At 34.5% G+C, this 24,203-nt stretch carries 17 protein-coding genes and 1 tRNA gene; 6 read left to right on the forward strand and 12 right to left on the reverse strand.

Annotated features, from left to right (window positions below):
• Positions 1-199: 199 nt before the first annotated feature.
• The 6 genes from J3U66_RS03780 to J3U66_RS03805 form a co-directional block, all read right to left on the reverse strand.
• Complete coding sequence (locus J3U66_RS03780) at positions 200-805, reverse strand: TetR/AcrR family transcriptional regulator (RefSeq protein ID WP_065634388.1); 606 nt, start codon at positions 803-805, stop codon at positions 200-202.
• 358 nt (positions 806-1,163) lie between these two features.
• The gene (locus J3U66_RS03785; RefSeq protein WP_267348033.1) at positions 1,164-5,930 is read right to left on the reverse strand and encodes an autotransporter outer membrane beta-barrel domain-containing protein; all 4,767 of its coding nucleotides are present in this window, start codon (positions 5,928-5,930) and stop codon (positions 1,164-1,166) included.
• 596 nt (positions 5,931-6,526) lie between these two features.
• Positions 6,527-8,275 (reverse strand): acetyl/propionyl/methylcrotonyl-CoA carboxylase subunit alpha, encoded by a 1,749-nt coding sequence (locus J3U66_RS03790; protein ID WP_267348035.1) that lies wholly within the window; start codon positions 8,273-8,275, stop codon positions 6,527-6,529.
• Positions 8,268-9,866 (reverse strand): urea amidolyase family protein, encoded by a 1,599-nt coding sequence (locus tag J3U66_RS03795; protein WP_267348036.1) that lies wholly within the window; start codon positions 9,864-9,866, stop codon positions 8,268-8,270. Before J3U66_RS03795 ends, J3U66_RS03790 begins: the two co-directional genes overlap by 8 nt.
• A gap of 78 nt (positions 9,867-9,944) precedes the next feature.
• Positions 9,945-10,721, reverse strand: a complete 777-nt coding sequence (locus J3U66_RS03800; RefSeq protein WP_416379718.1) for a LamB/YcsF family protein — start codon at positions 10,719-10,721, stop codon at positions 9,945-9,947.
• 15 nt (positions 10,722-10,736) lie between these two features.
• Entirely contained in the window at positions 10,737-11,972 is a 1,236-nt protein-coding gene (locus J3U66_RS03805; RefSeq protein WP_267348039.1) for an NRAMP family divalent metal transporter, read from the reverse strand.
• Between the two features lie 744 nt (positions 11,973-12,716).
• Between J3U66_RS03805 and J3U66_RS03810 the strand changes: the two genes are divergently transcribed.
• The 5 genes from J3U66_RS03810 (at position 12,717) to J3U66_RS03830 (ending at position 18,571) form a co-directional block, all read left to right on the forward strand.
• Positions 12,717-13,388, forward strand: a complete 672-nt coding sequence (locus J3U66_RS03810; RefSeq protein ID WP_267333195.1) for a JAB domain-containing protein — start codon at positions 12,717-12,719, stop codon at positions 13,386-13,388.
• A gap of 396 nt (positions 13,389-13,784) precedes the next feature.
• Complete coding sequence (locus J3U66_RS03815; protein ID WP_267348040.1) at positions 13,785-14,936, forward strand: hypothetical protein; 1,152 nt, start codon at positions 13,785-13,787, stop codon at positions 14,934-14,936.
• Positions 14,936-16,306: a DUF6384 family protein gene (locus J3U66_RS03820; RefSeq protein ID WP_267348041.1), complete on the forward strand. Its 1,371-nt coding sequence runs from the start codon at positions 14,936-14,938 to the stop codon at positions 16,304-16,306. Before J3U66_RS03815 ends, J3U66_RS03820 begins: the two co-directional genes overlap by 1 nt.
• 3 nt (positions 16,307-16,309) lie before the next feature.
• On the forward strand, positions 16,310-17,740 hold the full coding sequence (locus J3U66_RS03825; RefSeq protein WP_267333198.1) for a hypothetical protein: 1,431 nt from the start codon (positions 16,310-16,312) through the stop codon (positions 17,738-17,740).
• Between the two features lie 318 nt (positions 17,741-18,058).
• Complete coding sequence (locus J3U66_RS03830; protein WP_267348043.1) at positions 18,059-18,571, forward strand: DUF2867 domain-containing protein; 513 nt, start codon at positions 18,059-18,061, stop codon at positions 18,569-18,571.
• Between the two features lie 237 nt (positions 18,572-18,808).
• Here J3U66_RS03830 and J3U66_RS03835 read toward each other — a convergent pair.
• The 4 genes from J3U66_RS03835 to J3U66_RS03850 all read right to left on the reverse strand — a co-directional run bounded on the left by J3U66_RS03835 (position 18,809) and on the right by J3U66_RS03850 (position 22,322).
• A tRNA-Gly gene (locus J3U66_RS03835) sits at positions 18,809-18,884 on the reverse strand.
• Between the two features lie 71 nt (positions 18,885-18,955).
• Complete coding sequence (locus J3U66_RS03840) at positions 18,956-19,213, reverse strand: DUF1145 domain-containing protein (RefSeq protein ID WP_267333200.1); 258 nt, start codon at positions 19,211-19,213, stop codon at positions 18,956-18,958.
• Positions 19,213-19,776 carry a 16S rRNA (guanine(966)-N(2))-methyltransferase RsmD gene (gene rsmD / locus J3U66_RS03845; RefSeq protein WP_267333201.1) on the reverse strand — a complete coding sequence of 188 codons (564 nt, stop codon included), beginning with the start codon at positions 19,774-19,776 and terminating at the stop codon, positions 19,213-19,215. Before rsmD ends, J3U66_RS03840 begins: the two co-directional genes overlap by 1 nt.
• Positions 19,777-19,790: 14 nt before the next feature.
• A complete protein-coding gene (locus J3U66_RS03850; protein ID WP_416379648.1) occupies positions 19,791-22,322 on the reverse strand; it encodes a PBP1A family penicillin-binding protein in 2,532 nt (843 codons plus the stop codon).
• A 262-nt stretch (positions 22,323-22,584) separates the two neighbouring features.
• Between J3U66_RS03850 and J3U66_RS03855 the strand changes: the two genes are divergently transcribed.
• Positions 22,585-22,992 carry a protein YgfX gene (locus J3U66_RS03855; protein ID WP_267348045.1) on the forward strand — a complete coding sequence of 136 codons (408 nt, stop codon included), beginning with the start codon at positions 22,585-22,587 and terminating at the stop codon, positions 22,990-22,992.
• Positions 22,993-23,025: 33 nt separating this feature from the next.
• On the opposite strand, the gene tusA is transcribed toward J3U66_RS03855, so the two are convergent.
• Together tusA and J3U66_RS03865 are read right to left on the reverse strand one after the other, a co-directional pair.
• Positions 23,026-23,262: a sulfurtransferase TusA gene (gene tusA / locus J3U66_RS03860; RefSeq protein WP_267348046.1), complete on the reverse strand. Its 237-nt coding sequence runs from the start codon at positions 23,260-23,262 to the stop codon at positions 23,026-23,028.
• A 17-nt stretch (positions 23,263-23,279) separates the two neighbouring features.
• On the reverse strand, positions 23,280-24,086 hold the full coding sequence (locus tag J3U66_RS03865) for a Cof-type HAD-IIB family hydrolase (RefSeq protein WP_267348048.1): 807 nt from the start codon (positions 24,084-24,086) through the stop codon (positions 23,280-23,282).
• Between the last annotated feature and the right edge of the window lie 117 nt (positions 24,087-24,203).

Below are 24,203 nucleotides of genomic sequence, written 5' to 3' on the forward strand. Positions count from 1 at the left end.
TTAGTAATAAAGTTAACTTATTGAATTACTGTTTATAGACAAATAGTCTAAAGATTATAGACCGATCGTCTAGTTAATTGCAACAGATTACAATCAGATATTTTGGTCCTAGATAGGGCTCTTGTTTTAACGGATTAATTATGTTCGATAATTCAAAAAATGCGTAATATTTGTCTTACTATCAATAATCTTGTAGGTATTAGTGGACAATTTTATCGAGAAACAGTTGAATAAAACAATCTAACGGATCAGATCGTTTAATTAACTTACTACGTGTAACCGCCCCTTCCCAACCAATCCAAAAAAATTCAGCTAATGCCTTGCAGTCACTATTTGATTTTAGTTCACCACATTGCTGAGCAAGAAGTAGACATTCTTCAAGTTTAGCTTGCCAATTTAGCAAAATTTGTTCAAGAACTTTTGCGTATCCCTTTGGCAGTAAGGATTCTTCTTGAATTAACTCCCCAATTAAACAGCCTCGATTGTAATCATATTTTGCCATACCTTGCTTCGCATCTTCATAAAACGCTTGGATTCTAGCTAAAGGTGATGAAATTGCATTATTAGTTAGATGTTTATCTAATTTATGCATAAAAAAATTGTTGTATGAGGTAATAATGGCATGACCAAAATCCGCTTTACTTTTAAAGTAGTAATAGAAAGAACCTTTTGGTACCCCAACCTGTTTTAATATACTTTCAATATTTGATGATAAATAACCATATGTTGTCATTAACTCCATACCACTACGAATTAATGCTGTTTTAGTATCATTTCCTTTTTTCAAGAGTGTTTGAGATGACATATAAATAACGATTATTGAATTTTTACAAAATTATAGTTCTTTAATAATAAGCAGTCAGTGAAACAAAAGCAACTCGATTATATAGTTGGTAAACTATACGACTATAATAGTTTAATAATGCTTGGAATAGTTAATGACAACTAAAAGTAGAAAAAATCACAATATTGATGCCTTATTTATTAACAATAAGATAAATAAATTCTATTTATTAAAACTAAGTTTGATAAATACTTAATGTTTCAATCATTTTAATATCATTAGTGTTAATTACATTTTTTGAATAATCTCAATAAAAAACCGATACCCTACTTAAATAAGATATCGGTTTGTATAAAATAAAATTAGGATCTAACTTAAACTACCAATTAGCTCTAAGACCTAAAGATCCCGTAATAGGTGCTTTGACATTGGCATCACCGCTGTTAGACCAAGTATGACCAATTTCAGTATATGCACTTATTTGACTATTGATCTCGTAACTTCCACCAATAGCAAGCTCTGTGCTTGTATAGCCTGCACCACTTTTAATTTTTGTTGAAGCACTTGGACTTGCAAAAATAGTGTGATCATCACCATCTGGCGAATAGAACAAATTGACACGGGTATAAGGTCGTAATGTACCTAAGTCAGTCTGAAAATTATTCTCTAATCGTGCACCAACTCGGAATAACCAAGAATCATTATCGTCCTGTTTAACCGTTGTTTGTCCACTTATATGGCTGTTATTGATATTTAACCATTGATGAATAATTTGTGCTTGAGGTTCTAATTTCCAATCATAATAATTTAAATTAAATGGTTTTCCCGCTTCGATTGAAGCGCTAATACCATAACCTTTTTGACTACTATTTTTACTTTCGTCAGGTTTAATATCCACTTCATGACGCCCACCTTGTAAAATCAAATCTAAATAAGTGCCATCATTTTGCATGTAATTACCATAAGCGCCAATAAAGTAAGAGTTGATATTATTTTTACCAACTTGGCTATAGTCACCACTAGCAAAGCCATTCATATGTAACCGTCCATATAAATAACCAAAGTAGCCCCCTGCTCGCCAATTAGTATCTTCACTCAACCAAACATCACTTCCAACTTGAAAACCTGTATAATTCCCTTTACTACGTGCATCAACGTCGCCATCTTGTTTAATATCTGAACGTGCCGCAATTAATCTTCCCCAACTAATGTAATCATCAGGTAATAATGTATTACCTATACGTTGGTGCATATTACCTTGCATTATAAGGTCTGCTTGGCGTAATTGAGCGGCAACTGCGGCAAACATTGGTACTTCTTTACGATAAGTTAGTTTATGATTAACCGGTTTATCCGGATTAGTCGGATTAACGGGCTTATCGGGATTTGTTGGGTTAACCGGTTTATCCGGGTTAGTCGGATTAACGGGTTTATCGGGATTCGTTGGATTAACCGGTTTATCCGGGTTAGTCGGATTAACGGGTTTATCCGGGTTAGTCGGATTAACGGGTTTATCTGGGTTTGTTGGGTTAACCGGTTTATCCGGGTTAGTCGGATTAACCGGCTTATCTGGGTTAGTTGGATTAACCGGTTTATCTGGGTTTGTTGGGTTAACCGGTTTATCCGGGTTAGTCGGATTAACGGGTTTATCTGGGTTTGTTGGGTTAACCGGCTTATCTGGGTCTGTTGGGTTCGTTGGTTTATAAGAGCGCAAATACCAGTTTTCGTTTTCTTGATTAAGGCCGCCTTTATATAAATAATATTCAAAAGCACCAACATCTATATGATTACCTTCTAAGTTAAACGCATCATTTGAACTTATACCCTTGACATTAACAATCTCAATACCATTAGTCATACCGGTGTTAGCGCCTAATCCACCAACATTATTTATGTTTACTGATGTATGGCCTGAAGCATTGCCACCAATGAGCAATTTATCGGTCGGACTATTACTATCTTGAACGACTGTATCAAGTAACAATCTGCCATTTACACCATTATAATCCCCTGTAATAGTTAAATTATCTCCAGCATAACCATTATTAAGTGTAATAGTACCAGCATTATACACACTTCCTCGCACTGTAGCTTGATGCAAGGATGGCACTAAATCTAACACCGATCCCGAGCTAAGGGTTAATTTATCAGTATTAAGATCACCTGTTAGTGATAAAATGCCTGTTTGACCAACATTAATATTTTCCCAATCTAAAATAGCCACATTATTGATACTGCCTGTTGAGTCAGAAGAACCAGTAAGATGCGTACTAAAATTAAGCACGTCTTTCTCTGACAAGTCTCCATCTCGGGTAGCTTTATGCCCACCATCAAGTACAGTTATATCAGAAATATCAGCACCTTGGTTAATATTCAACGTGTCATTACCTGTTCCAAGCAAAATTTTACCACTAACCTTAGAACCATCATTAAGATTGATAGTTGAATTGGTTACTTCGTTTCTGATAGCCGTACCAAGTGTAGAATAAACATTAGCACCATTATTAAGGTTAATATACGTTGCCGTACCTGATTGACCTGTAGTGTAAATACCGGCATCTTTGTTATTATTTTGATCGTTACCATCAGCGTAAACTTTATTAGCTATATCAATAACTGTATTATCGGTGCCGTTATTATTTACATAAATACCATTATCTCGTCCATGAATGGCTCCTTGGTTTTGTTTGATACTTACACCTGAGCTTGTTGTCCCATTATCAACCTCAATACCCGCTTTTGCTTCACCTACTACAATCCCCGATGTAACGATGACAACATTGCCTTTACCTGAATTATTTAACTTAATACCATTATTAGCACCTTGGATAATACTATCTGTTGATTGTGTCAGATCTATGCCTGTCGTATTATTTTGGTTAGAGACATCTATCGCATCATCTAACGTCGAGTTAATTTTACCATTTAAAACTAAAGTAGATGATCCCTCGCCATTATTTATCAAATTCACGCCTTTACTATGACCTTTTATATCACCAGATTGTGTTACTGTAAATTTTAACTCTCTGGTTTTAAGACCATTATTAATCAAAATCGCTTCAGCATTATAGCCATTTACTTCACCAGCAATTTCGATATCTGTTAACCCTTGACCATTATTGAGTGCATTAATACCATTATAAAAACCCGTAATACTGCCATCAGACTGTTTAATGTTTAAATCATTAGTTGTATCGTTATTAACGACCAATAGAGCATGTTGAGAATCACCCACAATGACACTAGATGTCTCAATATAGGTCGAAGCCAATCCATTATTAATTAAATAAACACCATTTGTCTTGCCATTTATGCTCCCACCAGATTGTATAAAATTTAATTCATCTGTCTGATTACCATTTTCTGCAAATACCGCTTCATTAGTATTAGATGACACAGTACCGGATAAACCGATATTGGTTGTTCCTTTACCATTATTATTGAGATTAATACCCTTTCCGTTACCAGTAATAGTACCATTATATTGATTTATCGTAAGAGAATTGGCTGTATTACCATTAGTGATTGAAACACCATCATTTTGATAACTCAAAATATAACTGCTCAAATCTATCTGAGTAGAACCTCGACCATTATTTATGACATTTATACCGTTATTGTGACCACGGATATATCCTATAGACTGTGTAAGATTGATATTTGTAGCACTTTCTTCTTGATTGATAGCCTTAATGCCATCTTCTTGTTGACCAGTAACATCACCCGATATGTTCATAATAATAGAACTGTTACCTTTGTTGACAAAATTTAGCCCATTATTATGTCCCTTAATTGAACCTGATGTTTGATCTAATTTTAAAAGATCCGATCCCGTTTCATTTATCGCAATAATGCCATCTTTCTGTTGTCCTTGCACATCATTTCTGGTTGTAATGGTTGTTGCTCCTTTACCTTTATTCAATAAATTTAAACCATTAACATTTCCCCAAATACTTCCTCCACCCTGTGTTATGGATAATTTAGTTGAGTCTAGATTTAAATTTTGAACCACAATCCCATCTTGTTGTTCACCAATTATTTTACCAGAAAGGTTAAAAGTACTTTCTCCTCTACCCTTATTAATAACGGTAATCCCATTATTATGACCGGTAATTTCACTTTGTTCGAACTGAGTGATAAATACATCTGATCCTGTTTCAGCTGTTTCAGAGTAAATTGCATCACTATTACTTCCTATTACTTTTCCCTTTGTCAAAATACTGGTTTTCTCTGACCCAGAATTATAAACAGAAATACCATAAGTATTACCAGAAATTATACTTTTTTCTTCTAATTGGTTTATGGTAATTATTTTGCTTTGATTACTATTTTTAACAAAAATACCTTCGCCATTGACCCCTTTTACCGAACCTGAAACCAGAATTTCGGTATTACCTATACCTTGATTATCGACATTTATACCACGATTACCACCCGTAATAACCCCTTCAGGTTTAGCATTATTTATTGAAATGTCGGTTGCCTGATTACCATTAATCACCGATATCCCATCTTCTTGGTTACCATTAACAGCACCTGAAGTATTAACATTCGTTGTACTTTTCCCATTATTAACAACTAAAATCCCTGTTTTTCCACCTGTAATACTGCCATTGGTTAATTGTGTGATAATAATATCTGTCGAGTTTTCAGCATTTTCAGCCACAATTCCATAATCTGTACCGCCCAGTATGGTTCCAGCAGTATTTATTGATAAAATATTTGTACCTTGATGTATTAAGTTTAGGCCGCTAGTGCTTCCTGTAATTTTACCTGCTGTTTGTCCAAAGATTAAACTGTCTGTATCAGTCGCAGAAGTATATTCATATCCATTGCCACTATTATTTGTAACATCGCTATTTTGGCTCAAATGGATTGAACGCCCACGCGTGCTAATGCTTGAAAAGCTCTGAATATAATTAGCAGTATCAGTGTTAAATAAAGTTGAAGAATGAGTGGTAGAACAAGACTGATTAATTTGATCATTCTTACTACAGTTCGCATAACTAGGCGAAATCATAGCCGCAGTTATACCCGTTGTAATGATATTAATCAAAAATGTTTTACGTTTAGATTGTGCCTTCCTTAAGCTGTCAATATCATGTTGACGCGATGTGTTCCAAATTAACTTAGATACTTTGTTCATATTTCCTCTCACAAAAGCAATTATTGGCTTTCATCCAATTTTTTATAGAAAAACATGAAAAACTTAATTAATTGGTTATTTTTATAGTGTTGCACTTAAATTTTAAAAACTGGTTTATTTATTAACTAAGTAATTTGAATAACACAATAATTCTCTAAAACTAGAATGACTTGTTGAATAAATAACGCTAAAAACTATTTTTAAAAATTTAAGATGGAAAAAAGAAAAGCTTTTGGTAACTCGATACTTGTTACATTCAATTGTATACATACCGAATTATCAATTCATATTTCACCACATGGAGAATAAAACAGCAATCAAATTATAAAAATTTACATAATATTGAGTAAAATCAATTTTAAGACAAAATAATCAAAATCAAGTATATTAATGATTAATATTGGCTTTTAATATTTTGATATATTTGATTCAAATTTACCTATTACAGTAATCATCAAATCAATACAGTTAGAAATGATTTTAAAATTACATATAAACATATTGGCAAGTATTTCACATTAATATACTCACCAATATATGTTATGTGTTAATAAAATTATTAATTTGGAGAAGCTTATTAATAACTTCACCTTGGTTTAACTTATTTCAGCAATTTTAGTCCCTGCATTAATGTATTCACCTTCTTTAAGTTTATGTGTTAAAACGCCCGACCGATGTGCTGTGATAGGAACCTCCATTTTCATAGCTTCCATAACTGCTATCACTTCACCTTGATTGACATTTTGATGATCATCAATCAACCATTTAAATAAACTTCCCGATACAGGTGACTCAACACTAAAAGTGGAATTGGGCTCTAGTGTCGAAGAGGGTTCTGCCAAAGAAAGTTTAGTTGATGTTGATAATCCAGCAAAAAGATTTGTAGGCAAACCAAGTTTGCAGCGTTTACCATCTATTTCAATAAAAGTATGAGTGATACTTGGTTCTAAATGTGGTATTTGTCTTTTGGCAGGTTGTAACATTGTAGAGAATTCGGTTTCAATCCAACGAGTATGTACTTTGAAATCTGTTGTAAAATCAGGACTTTCAAGCATTTCTCGATGAAATGGTAGAACGGATGCAACGCCATCAATGACAAACTCAGCTAATGCTCTTTTAGCCCTAGCAATTGCTTGTTCTCGATTTTCACCGACAATAATTAATTTAGCCATCAAGGAATCAAATGTTGCAGGGATAGTCGATCCTGTTTTTACTCCACTATCTAAGCGTACACCGGGTCCAGACGGGGCATCAAATCGAGTAATCGTCCCTGCAGCAGGTAAAAAACCATTAGCCACATCCTCTGCATTGATACGAAATTCAATAGCATGGGCACGAGGAATCGGCATTTGCTCAATGCTAAGTGGTAAACCTTGTGCAATGCGTAGTTGTTCAATGACCAGATCAATGCCGGTTGTTTCTTCGGTAACAGGATGCTCAACCTGTAGGCGAGTATTAACCTCAAGAAAAGATAATTTGCCATCTTGGCTTAATAAAAACTCAACTGTACCCACACCAACATAGTTTGCCTTAGCACAAATATCAATTGAAGCTTTTATTATTTGTTGCTCTAACTGTTTACTAATAAAAGGCGCTGGCGATTCTTCAATTAACTTTTGGTTGCGGCGTTGTAATGAACAATCCCGAGTCCCTACCACCACAATATTACCCAAGCTATCAGCAATAATTTGCGCTTCAACATGACGTGGATTATGTAAAAATTGTTCTAAAAAACACTCGCCCCGCCCAAATGCGGCGGCTGCTTCACGCACAGCAGAATGATAAAGTTCTTCAACTTCATCCATTTGCCACGCAACTTTTAAACCTCGGCCACCGCCACCAAAAGCTGCTTTTATCGCAATCGGCAGGCCATGCATATGTGCAAACTTAACCACTTCTTTGGCGTTTTTAACGGGCTCTTTAGTACCCATCACCAAAGGTGCCCCAACTTCAATAGCAAGTTTTCTGGCTTTGACTTTATCACCTAATATTTCGATAGTTTCTGGATTCGGCCCAATCCAAATTAAACCCGCATCTTGTACTGCTTTAGCAAATTCTACTCGTTCAGACAAAAAACCATAACCTGGATGAACCATAGTTGCACCAGATTTTTTTGCGATGGTAATAATTTTATCAATATCTAAGTAAGTTTCGCTTGGTTTATTACCAAATAAACCATATGCCTCATCAGCCATTTGGGTATGAAGCGACTCAAGATCGTCATCAGCATATATCGCAACCGACAAAAATCCGATATCACGACAAGCACGTATTATACGCACAGCAATTTCGCCACGGTTAGCGATCAATACTTTATGCACTATTTTTTTATTATGTTCAGACATGATCAACATGACTCCCTTCGAATTCTTTAAACATCCCAATAGGATTAAATTTTATTTTAGCGTTGACAGGAATTTGACCTGCTAAATCTAAATGATAGTTACAAACAGCACCAATGACTGGATAACCGCCCGTTAAAGGGTGATCATTTAAAAACAGCACGGGTTGTCCATTTGCTGGAATCTGTATAGCGCCAATAACGGTTCCTTCACTAGGTAGTTCTTGATGCTTTTCACGTGCTAATGGTGTATCGCCTAATAAGCGCAGTCCTATCCGATTAGAAGCTGGTGTAACTTGCCATAATTGTGAAGTAAGTAGCGATATTGCTTGCTTTGTAAACCAATCCGTACGCGGTCCTAGTACAATATCTAACTCAACCACATCATTAGAAGACGGATAATGTAAAGCCGGTGTTTGAGTTAAAGAAACAGGATTTAATTTTTGCTGATGTTTAATTGCTAACGTATCACCAACTTTAAGCGGTGCAGGCCCGACTTGTGCAAGAGTATCAAAAGAACAACTAGTTAAAATCGGTAATACTTCAAACCCACCTCTCACCGCAAAATAACTTCGTACACCACTTTTAACGTGGCCTAAATAAATCGTATCACCATGCTCTAACTGAATAGGTTGATACATTGAGGCTTGATATCTTTCACCTGTTGAGGTTGATATCGTGATATCACAGACCGCACCTGTTACCGCAACTAGCATAGGGCTATTTATTTGAGCACTAAACCCACCTTGAGTAATTTCTAATGCGGCCTCATTAATTGGATTGCCTAAAACACGATTAGCACTATGTAGCGCCGTTTTATCCATTGCTCCTGATTCTGAAATACCTAAAGCTGCTTGCCCCATTCGACCATTGTCTTGCAAAAGCGTTTGTAAACCGGTCGATAATATTTTGATATCGGATGTTGGTTCAATAACACTATTTTGCCTTTTAGTCATAGGTAAATGATATTGTACTGCCGTTTTACTCGCATCTACAAAATTAACACGAGTGCCCGGCTTAAATAGAGCTGGTTGCTCACGATAAATATCCCATACAGCGACGTCTGTGATACCTATTAATTGCCAACCACCGGGACTTGCTTGTGGATAAATACTACTAAACTCGCCAGCTAAAGCAACAGAACCTGCTGGAATACGAACCCGAGGTGACTGTCGACGTGGTACATCCAGTTGAGCTGTTTTCGATACCATATAAGCAAAGCCTGGAGCAAATCCACAAAACGCAACTTGGTATTCATTACTGGTATGACGCGTAATAACTTCATCAACCGTTATACCCAAATATTGAGCAACTTGATCTAAATCTTCACCATTATAACGAACAGGAATGGTTATTTGTTCACCTGATTTTATTACATCCGATGTTATATCGAGTTTTACAATGTGGTTAGCAAGAGTATTCGCATCAATTGTTATTGGATTATAACGAATCAAAATGGTGCGCGCTGCGGGAATAATCTCTTTTATATTTCCTTGTGCTAACAAGCTTTGCAGCGAATTCGTCAGAGCCATTGTTTGCTCAAGGGAAGCGAGCTCAACAATCAGTGCATCAATATTAACAGGTAAAAAACGCATTAAACACCTCGGTAAATGGCAAATACTTCAAGACTAAATAGAGATATTTTGTCTAAATGTACAACGTTGTGGGCAAGTTTACACATCTTTCACCTTTGCAAATGAGGTTATTGTAATGCCATTTTGTTGTAATCTTTCTTTCACTTTTTGCGCCATAGCTAAAGCCCCAGAACTGTCACCATGCACACAAATTGAGCCAGCATCAATACGAACAAATTGACCATCAATCGAGGTAACACCGCCTTCATTGACCAATTGTAACATTCGCTGAGCAACTAAATCAGGATCATGCAATACTGCACCTTCTTGTTTTCGAGAAACTAATGTCCCATCAGCATGATAAGCACGATCAGCAAAAGCTTCAGCTACAACATTTAAGCCTTTATCTTTTGCCCAATTAATTAACTGCGAACCTGCAAGTGCTACCAATGTCAATGCTGGGTCAATAAGACAAATTGCTTCAATAACTGCCATTGCTTGACGTTTATCATGTGCAATAGTGTTATATAACGCACCGTGAGGTTTAACATAACTCACTTTACTACCAATTGACGTTGCTAACCCTTTTAAAGCGCCAATCTGGTAAATGACATCGGCAATTAATTCTTCGGTCGCAATGTCCATATTTCGACGACCAAAACCCACTAAGTCTGGATAACCAACATGCGCACCAATGGCCACATTATTTAATTTGGCAGCGTTTAATGTTTTTAAGATTCCCTCAGGGGAACCAGCATGAAAACCACAGGCAATATTTGCACTACTTACGATTTTTAGAATTGCTTCGTCATTACCCATTTTCCATTGACCAAAACTTTCGCCAAGGTCACTATTTAAATCAATCAATTTGTCGATGATCATATTGCCCTTCTATTTTAAATAATTGAAGATAGTCGCTACTGACATGGCTCCCATATACCAAGTAATAGCACAGACTACGACACCGGACCATAATAACCATCGAGGAAAATGATAACCAGACATCAGATCAGATCGTCGCCATCCAATATAAACAAAAATAGTTAAGCCCAGTGGTAATACTAAACCATTAAAGCCTCCAGCAAAGACTAACAATGACACTGGGGCTGTTCCCATAATTAAATAAACAGCAAGCGAAGTAACAATAAATATAATGGTGGCAATTTTTCGTTGTCTTTCTGTAATATTACGTTTGAACGGCGTTATAAATGTCATAGAAGTATAAGCAGCGCCAATAATACTTGTTATTGCAGCTGCCCATAAAATTAAGCCGAAAATGCGTAGTCCTAATTCCCCTAACGCCGCTTGAAACGCCTGTGATGCAGGGTTAGCCGCATAACTTGAAATATCAATAGTCACACCACTTGCAACAACACCTAAAATAGCTAAAAACAAAATATAACGCATTAAGCCAACGACCATTATGCCTTTAGTTGCTGCACCTGAAACATAGTCAATATGTTCAACACCCACCATTCCTTTGTCTAGTAATCGATGAGCACCAGCATAAGAAATATAACCACCCACCGTACCTCCTACAATTGTGGTAATCGAAGCAAAATCAATGCTACTAGGGAAAACCGTTTCTTTTAACGCTTCACCTACTGGTGGATGTGAAGCAAACACCACAAATAATGTCAGAATAATCATTAATAAACCAAAACCGATCATTAAGCGATCAATAAAGTGACTGGCTTGTCGGGATGAAAATATATAAACTGACATTAACGCACTGGTTGCCCCTCCCCATTTAGGATCGAGTCCAACCAATGCGTTTAAACCTAATCCAGCTCCAGCAATATTACCAATATTAAAAACTAATCCACCAAATATAATAAGCATAGCTAAAACATAGCCACTAAAAGGAATAGTTGCATTAGCAATATCTGAAGAGTTCATTTTAGTTAAAGCAACGACGCGCCAAATATTTTGTTGCACCACAAAATCGATAATAATAGAAGCTAAAATACCAAAAGCAAAAGCGGTACCTAAAGTAACAGTAAAAGTGGCTGTTTGAGTAATAAATCCCGGACCTATTGCCGAAGTGGCCATTAGAAAAATGGCACTTATTAACGAAGAGCGCCGCTTTTTTACAAAAGCAACTGTACTACTGCTATGATTTTCCATATGCATATTTCCTCTAAACTTATTTCTATAATTATTGACTTAATTATATTCAATATTATTACAAGCAATTACTATGCCAGTAGTTCTTAACATCTTTATAAAAGTGGATAAATATAATTACTGTTTTTAAAGTAAAAAACTAATAAAAAATAATTATAATGTTTTAGTAACGGATAATAATTGAGTTATAGTGTTCAAAAAGATGACTAGTTTTGCACCAAAATGAGAAAAAATCATGCCATCAAATGGTGCAAACAACGTAAAGTAACCTTACTAAAAATAACATTTTATGTAAAGATGTTTAAGGTAATATAGATATTTAAGTATAAAAAGTAACATAAATTTGTCTATTTTATATCAATATGGCAACACAAACACGATGCCATTTGTCGATCTTTACTCGATCGTACGATATAAAAAAGTGCCTATTTTACCTCATTCTATTGTTTGAAGCGGTTTAAAAAGTCGATTTACGCGAACATGTCTATAATTTGGCATTGAACAATCAATGATCTCGTGAGCATTAATCATGTCTAAATGTAAAGTTTTTCTCAACACGTTCAAATATTTTTACTGTCGAAAAGCACATTCAATGTCGTTTACTTATCCCGTTTATTATTATCCTAAAATCACTACGAAATAAGCAATAAATCTTGATAAATAAGGGACGCAAAAGCCATTGCTTACAATACCATCTGATTTATGTTATATTTCGTACATTTTTTATCTAAATACGAATTGCGAATGGATATTAAGCTGGGCAAAAATGATAAACGTTATATTGAAGGAACTGATGATGTTTATAACATCATGAAAAACGTATTACTACGTGATAACAAAATAGATCAAGAAAAAGAACATTTCTGGATTATCGGTTTAAACGCTGCTGGCTATATTGTACATATTGAACTTATCGCTTTAGGCGCCTACAAATCAGTCAATATCGAAACAATGAATGTATTTCGAGTGGCTGTAATGAAAAATGCATCACGTGTGATTGCGGTACACAATCACCCTTCAGGACGCTTAGCCCCCTCTGTGTGTAATAAAGATATGACCGATCGCCTAATTCAAGTTGGACGAATTCTTAACATCGAACTGGTTGATCACCTAATTATTTCAACCAAAACTTATGTTAGTTTCAAAGCTATTGGATTAATGGACGAACTGGAAAAAAGCTTGAAATATGTCCCTGCTTATCAAATTATGGAACAAATCCGCAAAGAAGAAAAAGCCATAGCAAAAGAGAAACTAGCATGTGAAAAACATAAAACAAAATCAGAAAAAGTTAGACGGGAAAAATTAGAGATCATCATGGTTACAACCTTATTAGAAAAAGGCATGGATAAGCAAGCTATCGCCAAAATAATGGGAATTACACTTAAACAAATAGAAAAATTATTAAATAAAAAATAATAAACATCATTTACAATCTATCTTTTTGACGTTTACACACAGATTAAATAACATAACTAAAAAATTAAAAACAATTTATCTAAGTCAGGTAAATAAGCTAGCTAATATAGATGAATTTAATAATTCATCATCAAAAAATTCGCAGTAACCATGATTTATGCCATCAAATCAGTTTTAACTATAACTTTATCTATAACATTATTTATCTCCCCCAAGTTTATAAAAACTATTATATTGTCAATCATTAAAACATCAGCTAAATTTTGGTGAAAAATCTATCATCTCAACCCATGCAACGCTAAACAGATAATTCAATGGTGATCATAAAGTTATTACGTTATAATTCGGGCTAGATTTGATATATATTTGATTAAAAATACTTTTAAGGATAGGGATATGTCTAATGATATCGTGTCTTATGTAGATAGAGCAATACAATTACTTAATAAAATCGGTATAACAATTAAACCTCAAGCCGATGTACCTATTTTAAAATTATTAGACAATGTAGCTGAAGTTGATAAAAATCGTATTCTTGCTATTGCGCGAACATTGCAACAACAAAGTGCATTTAATGAAGTGGTAAGGAAGCAAATAGATGCCATGGACGTTTCACAACGTTACACTAAAATTGTTAATCACTTTGATAGTATCCGCACTGATATGGAAAAGATGCTGGATTGGTTGGATGATGGCAAATTAGATCTACTTGAAAGAATCAAAATGGGATGGATGAGCTTTAAACGCGGGTCAATTCCCGATCGCTTTGATCTAATAAGAAAAACTTATTTGGAAGTATCAAAAGAAACCGGCAACCAAGTAGAACGAGAACATGTTATTTTAAATGCTTACCAAGATTTTCGTTTTGGTCTAAAACAAACACAAATTATTGCCGAAGAAGTTTTAGTCACTGCAACTTCACGCCTAAATGAATGTAAAGAAAAATTATCTAACGCTATGGCGGAAGTTGATAACTATCAATCAGATAATCACCTTGAGCTAGCACGATTAGAACTCGTTAGAGACGAAGCGTTACGCAATGTGCAACAGGAAGACAGGCGTTACCAAATTATTTTAGATATTACCAATAACTTAACCGTCTCATATAACGCAGCCGAAGCAGTATATGCTCGATTACAACAAACTAACTCGGTCAAAGAACGTGTTTATCAACAAAGTGTTAGTTTTTTTTCAACCAATGAAATTGTATTCACCGCATTAAGTGCATCAATCACTTCATTAACTGGCTTAAGTGAAAGTACTAAAACTCTAGAATCAATGAAAGATGGTATCAATAAGGGTATTGAAAGTATTGCCAAACAAAGTGGTAAACAGTTAAAAGAAGGTTTAAAAGCAGGCTATGGCTCAACAATCAAGGCCGAGTCATTACGATCGTTGATTGAATCTATTGTTAATTATCAAGAATCAAGCCATCAGTTAATTAATGAACTTAGAAATGAATCGATTAATAATGCTAAAGAGATTGATCGCATTGTTGAAGATGGTAAACAGCGTTTTAATAATATCATCTTAAGGGTTAATGCTTAATGCGAGAAGTCAAGCTTAGTGATCAACTAGGGGCAATGGCAATTATTGATGAGCTTTACCAAAATCAACAATTATTGCTCGAGCACCTAGATCGTGAAACATTACACAACAATTTAAAACAAAGTATCGAGGATTACTATCAAACGCAAAACCTAGCAATTGATGATAAAACCATTGAAAAAGGGATTAATCTTTGGTTTGATAAGCGATTACGATTCAATGCACCCAAGCGATCATGGTTGCAACGTTTTCTTGTTGCTTGTTACCTCAAACGCACTCGCTTATTTACCATTGTAGGTATAATCATCCTCTTATTAATATTAATTATTTCCTCTCGTTTAGTTCAAACAGAAAAACTAAAAAATAATATTTTTATTACCTATAATCATATTTTAGCTTCACAACAATCATTAAATGATCTAAATAATCAGTTTGATGAACTTAATAAATATCAGATTATTTTTGCACAAACGCCTGCTAAACATTTAAAAGATTCGATTGCTAACTTGCTCAATAAACAAATCGGACTATCTATTGATAAACCTGAAATTGAAAAATCTTTTTTCTTCCAAAAAGAGGAAGATACATTAGAAAAATTACAACAAACTAATGACCAAATCAGTCAGAAATTATCCGAAATTTCAACACAGATAACACAGTTAACTATACTACTTGAACAAGACAAAAAATTAGCAAAATTAATTCATAACAAAGCGTTTATAAAAGCAACTAAACAATATCCCGTTCTACAAATCGCAGCTGATAAGGTTATTGACGCGCTTAATCAGGGGCAAAAAGACATCGATATCAATCATATCGAAACATTATACAACTCAGTTGATCGAGCAGAGGCTTTAAAAATTAAAATTGATGCTGACAATAAACAACTGCAAGCGCTAAACGTACCGATCAAAGATATGGCACCGGTTACTACACTACAAAATGAAATAAAAGCAAATTTAACAAATCTTAATTTTGAACATGTAGAGTTATATCACCAAATGATGAGTTACTTCATTAAACTAGCACAAACACCATTGACTCTGACAATTATCGATAATCCAGATTCCAAATCAGGCATTGAGCGTACTCATAAAAATACCAATGGTAAGTCTTGGTATTTAATTGTCAAACCTATGACACCAACTGGCAAAAATATACCAATATGGGTACAAAGTATCGAAACTGGTGATATACAATTAGCCAGTATTTTTGGTCAACAAGTTACTCAACAAGCATTTAACAGCGTTAAAGCAGATAAATCAGCAGATGGACATATTGATAATAACAAGCTTTGTGATAAACCAGTAGGCCGATTATCTTTTAATTGTCCAACTAGCGTTAAATCGGGCAGAATTTTGGAGTGGTAAAACATGTTGGGGAAAGCAGTAAAAAACCGAATTGAAGAAAAAACACAAGGTGCAAAATCATCATTAGATGATGCTTATAAAAAGCTTCATGATGCACAACAAAAAATCTTAAGTTTACAGAATAATAAAGTAAAGTTGTATCAACAAATAGCCCGTATTTTCTTATTAGAATCACCCAAGACAACCAACAAACAAATACAAGTATTGGTTGATGAACTACAAGAGGTATTTTGTCATTTAAACAAACGCACAGACGAATTAGAACAAATCAGTGTTAATTATCAACAAAAAGTAAATAGCTTACAGGAACAAGTTGATGAAAAAATGGCAAAAAAGATTTTTCAGTTGGAAAATAATCCTGATTATGTATCGCTTTTTACTATTTTCAAAAAAACGGAAGAAAGTTTAAATAAAGAAAGTAAAAACTATCAGTTATCACTCGAAGAGTTTACTCAAAAAATTGAAGAATACAAACAAAACCGCTGTTACAACTACCTAATTGAAAGAAATTTTGGAAAAGATAGCTATAAAGGTTTTTGGATCTTTCGTCATTTGGATGCATGGGTAGCGAGATTTATTAACTTTACGGAAAATCTTAAGAATCAAAAAACGCTTGAAGCATTAATCAAAGAGTCTGAGCAACGTTATGAAACAATAAAGACAGCTCATCGGCTAGCATCAGAAAAAAAAGAAAAAATAGAACATGATATCGAAGAAAGCTTAGGCTTACCTCAATTGAGAAATGATCTTAACCAAACTAACTTAATTTTGGAAAACTACAAAAAACAAAAATCGCTAACAGATAAAACCTTAAATGATAGTCTATCCGGACATAGTAAACAATTTAACGAAATATCCAGCAAGCTAGCTAAGTTATTACAGCAACAATCAATAAACGAGGTGGTACAATTAACTTTGCAAAGCAATAGTTTAGAAGATGATAAACTAATACAACAAATTCCGATTTTAGATAGAAAAATACAACAAGTAGAGCAAAGTTTACCCACACTAAAACACACTGTTGAAGCACTAGAATATACTTATATGCGTTTTGAACAAACGCTATCTATTTTTATACAAAATAACATCCCTAGTTCTTATTATGAATATAATATCTCATCATCTAAACTTGATGAGTTACTTAACAATCTACTAAACAAAGATATTTTTCCTGAAACAATAGTCCATGTACTTATTTCATGTCGAACCCAAGCTAATAGTAATAAAACCATTAATTGGTCTTCATCCAAAAGCACCAGCATGTTCTCTACAACAAGTTCATCAAAACAAACTTCATGGAATTCTTCATCGAGGTCATCATCTACTAGCAGCAATAGTTCTTCAGGCGCTTCCAGTTCATCTTCCGGCGGTAGTGGGTTTTCATCTAGTTCATCAACAGGTGGTGGCGGTTTTAAAACAACAGATAGTTTTTAATCTTTTTAACCGGAATTCACGCTATGTGGAAAAATATTATTATCTCTTTTTGCATAAGCGCTATTCCATTTTTAACATGATGCCAAACGTGACTAAAAGGTTTAGTATTATGCTGGAGCTTTCGTCAATAATGCATCATGGTGATAATTTTCCATTCATACCTTTTAAATTATCAATTTGATCTATAGTATAAGTTGAAAAAAACTAAACAATATAGAAGATGAACCATTTCATTTATCTAATTTATAGAGTGTCATCTTTTAATTCCCATTTTATTGGTATTATTTCCATACAATATTAACAATATTAATTTCATTAATGAAAAAAAAGCAAAAAGCTACGATTAAAATACTCAAAGGCTTATTAAATAACATAGCATTAATAGACGAAAAATGTGATTATTTAAGTTATCAGTGCCTGAATGTTTGTAAAAATGTTACTGCTTACGAAGTTTATAAAATGATGACGTCCTACCAGCCAAAATGGTTGGGCAGACTATTTAGAATTAGGGATTTTTTAGGGAAAAGAGTTGGAATCAGATCTATAAATGGATTTGATACTCTGGAAGAAGGGGAACCTGATATAGGCAGTAAAGTTCATTTTTTCACAATTATCGAGAAAAAAAGAGATACACTAATATTAGTTGTAAGGGATTTTCATCTCGATGTTTGTGTATCTATTCGTATTATTGAAACTAATGATTTTAAGAAAGAATTGTTTATCATTACTTCAGTTAAGAATCATAATTTTTGGGGAAAACTGTATATGTTACCCGTTTCTATTATCCACCCCTATATTGTTAATAAATTGCTCAAAAATTTAAATTCTTAAAAAAGATACTAAACATGTAGAGGATTATAAGCGCTAAAAATGCAAGCTTCTTATTGGATAGGTAAACCAGTAATAAGTATGTTAACTTAAGTTACACTATAAAATGTGTGCGATTGATCATGATGGTGCTCATTAAAGCCATACCAACACTGTAGCTTCAGGACCTATACTAGGTATAATGATAAATGATACTGTTGATATTTATGAGTTTGTACATTTTAGTACTACATTATGAATTGGAGCGGGAAACGAGGTTCGAACTCGCGACCTCAACCTTGGCAAGGTTGCGCTCTACCAACTGAGCTATTCCCGCATATTTGGAGACTTCTAAAGAAGTGGTGAGCATTATACAAAAATTTTTGTATCTGACAACCACTTTTTTCTCTATTTTTTTTGTTTCCAGCTAAGTGATTCAAAAACACCAAAAATAAAAAGACGAAGTGCTTTATATTTGTCCTGCTCTTTTTCTTGGTTTGTCATCGTTGATTGTAACATCCATGCTTGTAAACCATGGGTTATAGCAAAAGCGATTAATCCAACATAGGCTACAATGTTTGCCGGTCTTGGATAAGGGTAGATAAGATTAAATAAAAAAAACAACCAAATTAAGGAATATAAAACTTTACCAATAAATATAAACATTAAACGTCTTCTCGTATAAAAAGGTAGCTGTGCACCTGCCCTGCGGTTTTTTCGCGATGTAAATACCAATTACATGGAATATCATTCATGACATTATAATTTATTTCAGTTTCAATGTAGATATAAGCAGAAGGTTTAAACCAACCATTCTCTTCAAGCTGGCTAATGGTTTTTGCCACTAAAGCTTGATGAAAAGGCGGATCGATAAATACTATATCAAATTGTTTATAAGCTGAACGATTAAGCCACTGTAAAGTATCAGTATGACAAACATCAATAGCTGTGCTTGCTAAAAGTTGTGTATTTTTGATTAATAGTTGAGCGGTTTGTTTATCTTTCTCAAGTAAAGTAACACTCTGCGCACCACGCGATGCAGCTTCAAAACCTAATGATCCGCTTCCCGAAAAACAATCTAAACACTCGCTGCTATGTATAACTGGCATTAACCAGTTATACAATGTTTCTTTTACTCTATCAGTGGTTGGGCGCAAGCCTTGTTTATTTAGAACTGGCAATTTACGCCCACGCCATTTGCCACCAATAATTCTTATCGAACCATTCATTTAAAATCCTTAAGTTAGAATAGCTCTGAAGTATTACCTTGTGAATCAGTCACACTGGTACCGACTTCTTGTGTCGCATATGTTGTAGGTTCAGTTCCCTTAATAAAATACTCTGACATGGTTTTCGCACCAGGGTTAGGGAGTAATCCTGTTTTCTGATCGATCGTGACAGAGATAACATTTTCAGGTTGTACATCTTCCTGTACTGGCACATCTTTTAATGCTACTTTCATATAATCAACCCACACCGGATTTGCTGTCACAGCGCCCGCTTCGGCTCGGAAAGTGCGTCCTAATTCCCTGCGATGATCATCAAATCCCATCCAAACAGTTGTAACAATATTCCCACCAAATCCTGAGAACCAAACATCTTTGGACTGATTGGTCGTACCTGTTTTTCCTCCCACATCTTTTCGACCTAGAGCTTTAACACGCCAAGCCGTACCTTGCCAATCTGAGCCGCCAAAGACGATAGAGCGTAGGCCATCTTTCATAATAAATGCAATACCACTATTTATAGTATGAGGCGCATATTTAGGTGTATTATCATTTGTTTTATTAGCATCATTAATGTCTGGTAATATCAATTTATCATCAGATTTAAGATTGGCTTGTTCGGGCTCTTCATTACCTGACTCATTAGCGACATCTTCAACATTATTAAGGGATAGATGTTTTGAGTCATTAGAGACTTCATCATCCTGACAATTGTGACAAGCAATTAAAGGTTGATGCTGATATATCACGCTGTCACCATTATTTTCTTCAATTTTTTCAATTAAATAAGGTGAAATCAAATAACCACCATTAACAATAACCGAATAAGCTCTTGCCACTTGTAACGGCGTAAATGATGCTGATCCAAGTGCTAAAGATTCATTATGTGAAATGTTTTCTTTCGGAAAACCAAAACGCTCCAAATAACTTGCTGCGTAATCAATACCAATGGCCCTTAATGCTCTAACCATCATCACGTTTTTAGACATTCCTAAACCAATTCTTAAACGAAGTGGTCCTGCGTAATTTGGAGGGGAATTCTTAGGTTGCCATATTTGACTACCGCTGGTACGCACAATAGGTGCATCATTAAGCAAGGTAGCCATAGTCAAACCTTGTTCTAACGTGGCTGTATAAATAAAGGGTTTGATGTTTGAACCTAATTGACGTAGCGCTTGTGTTGCCCGATTAAATTTACTTAAATTATAATCATAACCACCGACAATTGCTTTTATAGCACCATTATCAGAATCTAAAGAGACTAGTGCCGCATTTACCGCAGGAATTTGTGCTAAATCCCAATTGTCACCTGATTTTTTCACCCAAATTAATTGACCTGGTTTTAGTGTATCCGATACTTTTTTGGGAAACGCACCTTGCTGGTTATCACTAATAAATGGACGAGCCCACTTCATACCAGCAAATAATATTTTAATATCACTTTTATCGGATAAAACAACTTTGGCTTCGGTGTCGGAAGATTGCATAACAACCCCTGGACACATTTGGTTGTAACAAATATATTTATCTAACGCTTGCTGAATTTGTTCTGCATTCAATGGGGGTTCGTTACTTTTCCACAATATTTTTTCAGCACCACGATAACCATGTCTTATATCGTAATCAATAATATTTTTTTGGACAGCCTCAGTTGCGGCTATTTGGTCTGTTTTGGAAATAGTTGTATAGACTTTATAACCGTCAGTATAAGCATTTTCACCAAATTTATCATACATAAATTGTCGTGCCATTTCAGCAACATAAGGGGCTGAAAATTCTATCTGTGGTGAATGATAACTCACGCTTAATGGTTTTTTTATCGCTTCATCAAATTGAGCTTGGGTAATATAGGATTGATCAAGCATACGACTTAAAACCCAATTACGCCTTGTCAAAGCGCGATCAGGATGAGATATTGGATTAAAAGCCGAAGGTGCATTAGGTAAACCGGCCAATAATGCAGCTTCATCGATAGTTAACTGATCAGGGGTTTTACCAAAAAAGGTATAGGCAGCAGCAGCAACGCCGTATGCGCGGGAACCAAAGTTAATCATATTAAGATAGAGCGCCATGATCTCTTCTTTTGATAACTCTTTTTCCATACGAATCGCTAAAATCATCTCTTTTACTTTACGTGAGATACTTTTTTCTGGCGTTAAAAAAAAGTTTTTTGCCACTTGTTGAGTGATAGTACTACCACCTTGTGAAAAGCCTTTCTGTTTCACGCCAATATACATTGCTCTGACAATACCAATAGGATCGATACCAAAATGTTCATTAAAACGCGCATCTTCGGTGGCAATCACGGCATTAACCACAATGGGCGGAATTTCATCATACTTCAATGGAGTGCGTCGACGTTCACCAAAAATAGCGATCAATTCACCATCTTTACTTAATACTTGCATTGGTGTTTGTAAGCGCACATCTTTCAATGTCGCTACATCGGGTAAATCCTTTGAATAATAGGCATATCCAGCGATCCCAATAATTAAACCACAAAGAAAGCAGCCGATTAAAAGTTTTAGAATAAATTTCAACACTCTAATTAATATCACAAATTATTCCTAATTTAATTTTTAAATAAAATATGGGCAACAAATGCTATATTTGTTACCCTAAAATGTTTTAATTCATATAGTTGTGAATAAATATATCATTAATTTAGTCATCCAGCGCTTTTGGTAATTACACATCTATATGATAAAAATAACATAATTCTGGATATTATCTCCCATATTAAGCTTAATTTTAAGCAATTTTTAACAATACCATGTAATAATCCTGTTTTATCAAGATCGAGGCATTAATATGTGGAGCACAAAACTGACGAATTCTTATCAACAAATTGCTATTTTTTCAATTTTTTATTTGATGTTAGTCATATTGTGTTTATTCCAATTTGCTCATACCACATTAAATAGTTATACCTTTATTGTGACATTAATCTTGGTTATCGAATGGTTTCGAGCGCTACGCTATTGCAAAACAATAAAAGGAGAATTTGCTTTATTTCACCATATCAACCAGATATATTGGCATAAGCAACGTTGGTATTTATTACGCAAACCTTTATTGCTTCGCTATATGATAATTCTTAATTTACAATCACGTCATAATGGTAAACGATGTACATTATTATTGATGACAGATCATCTAATACCTAACGATTGGCGAACGCTACGTTATTATTTGTTTCAAATTGAATTGATTGATTAATATGAATCGTATTCATTAAATTGTTAACAAATATTAATGCGATTTTCTTATCCAATATTGATAAGGTTCCGATTCTATTTGAGATGCTAATAGCTCATGATCCATATGCCTACAAAAACTTGGCACATCACGCGTTGTGGCAAAATCATCAGCTACAATATGAAGAACTTGACCTATCTCAAGTTCTCTAATCGTTTTTCGAATTAACATAATAGGCTCAGGACATCGTAATCCTAACGTATTAAGCTCTTTATCAAAATTAAGATCCATAAAATTATTCAGATTTTTTAAAGAAATAAATGACTCAAATAATGAGGAACAGCGTCATCAACATTTGATCCAATGACTTCTAAGTTAGGTAATCGTTGCTTTAAATCAGCACTAGCATTTTCCATGATACAACCTTTACCTGCCAAAGATAACATCTCAACATCATTCATGCCATCACCAAAAGCGATACTATCTTTTAATTCGAGTCCCAACTTTTCAACGACTTTTTTAAGTGCACTACCTTTTGATACATTTTCCGCCATAACTTCAAGGCAATTCAATGACGAAAATGTGATACTTACTTTATCGCCATATTTTGCATCAAGTCTTTCTTTGATTTTTACTAAGTGTGGGTGGAGTTCATCGCCACTTGTTGTGTAGTAGATCTTAGCAATATCATCAGTTGCAAAATCAAGTGGATTAAAAAACTGATAAGTAAAATCAGTATCACGAAAAAAGCTAAGAGAATAAGTATCTTCTTTATTGATAAGCCAATTATCCCCTCGATAAACATGGGTATAAACTAGTGGATCATCAATACATTCTTTAGCGAGTTCGCTGGCTAAACTTGGTTTAATGCTTTGACTAAAAACTAAATTACCTGCACTGTCATGTACCCGAGCACCATTAGATGTAATCATAAAAGCATCAATTTCCATATTTTCACGCATTTGCGCGACATCTATGTGATGACGCCCAGTTGCAAAAACAAAATGAATATCTTTTTGACGTAAAGCTTGAAGCACTTTTTTTGTATAAGGTGACAAGCTATGCTCAGGCGTTAATAAAGTACCATCCAGATCAGAAGCAACAACACGAAACATAATATTCTCTATAGTAATAATAAGTTGTAATTATGATGAATAAAAACCTTATAATTTGAATATAATAAATTATAAGAAAAGTAAACCATCAAAAATAAGACCTTGTATAATACAACG

The organism is Gilliamella sp. B2969 (assembly GCF_026536195.1).
Classification (GTDB): Bacteria; Pseudomonadota; Gammaproteobacteria; order Enterobacterales; family Orbaceae; genus Gilliamella.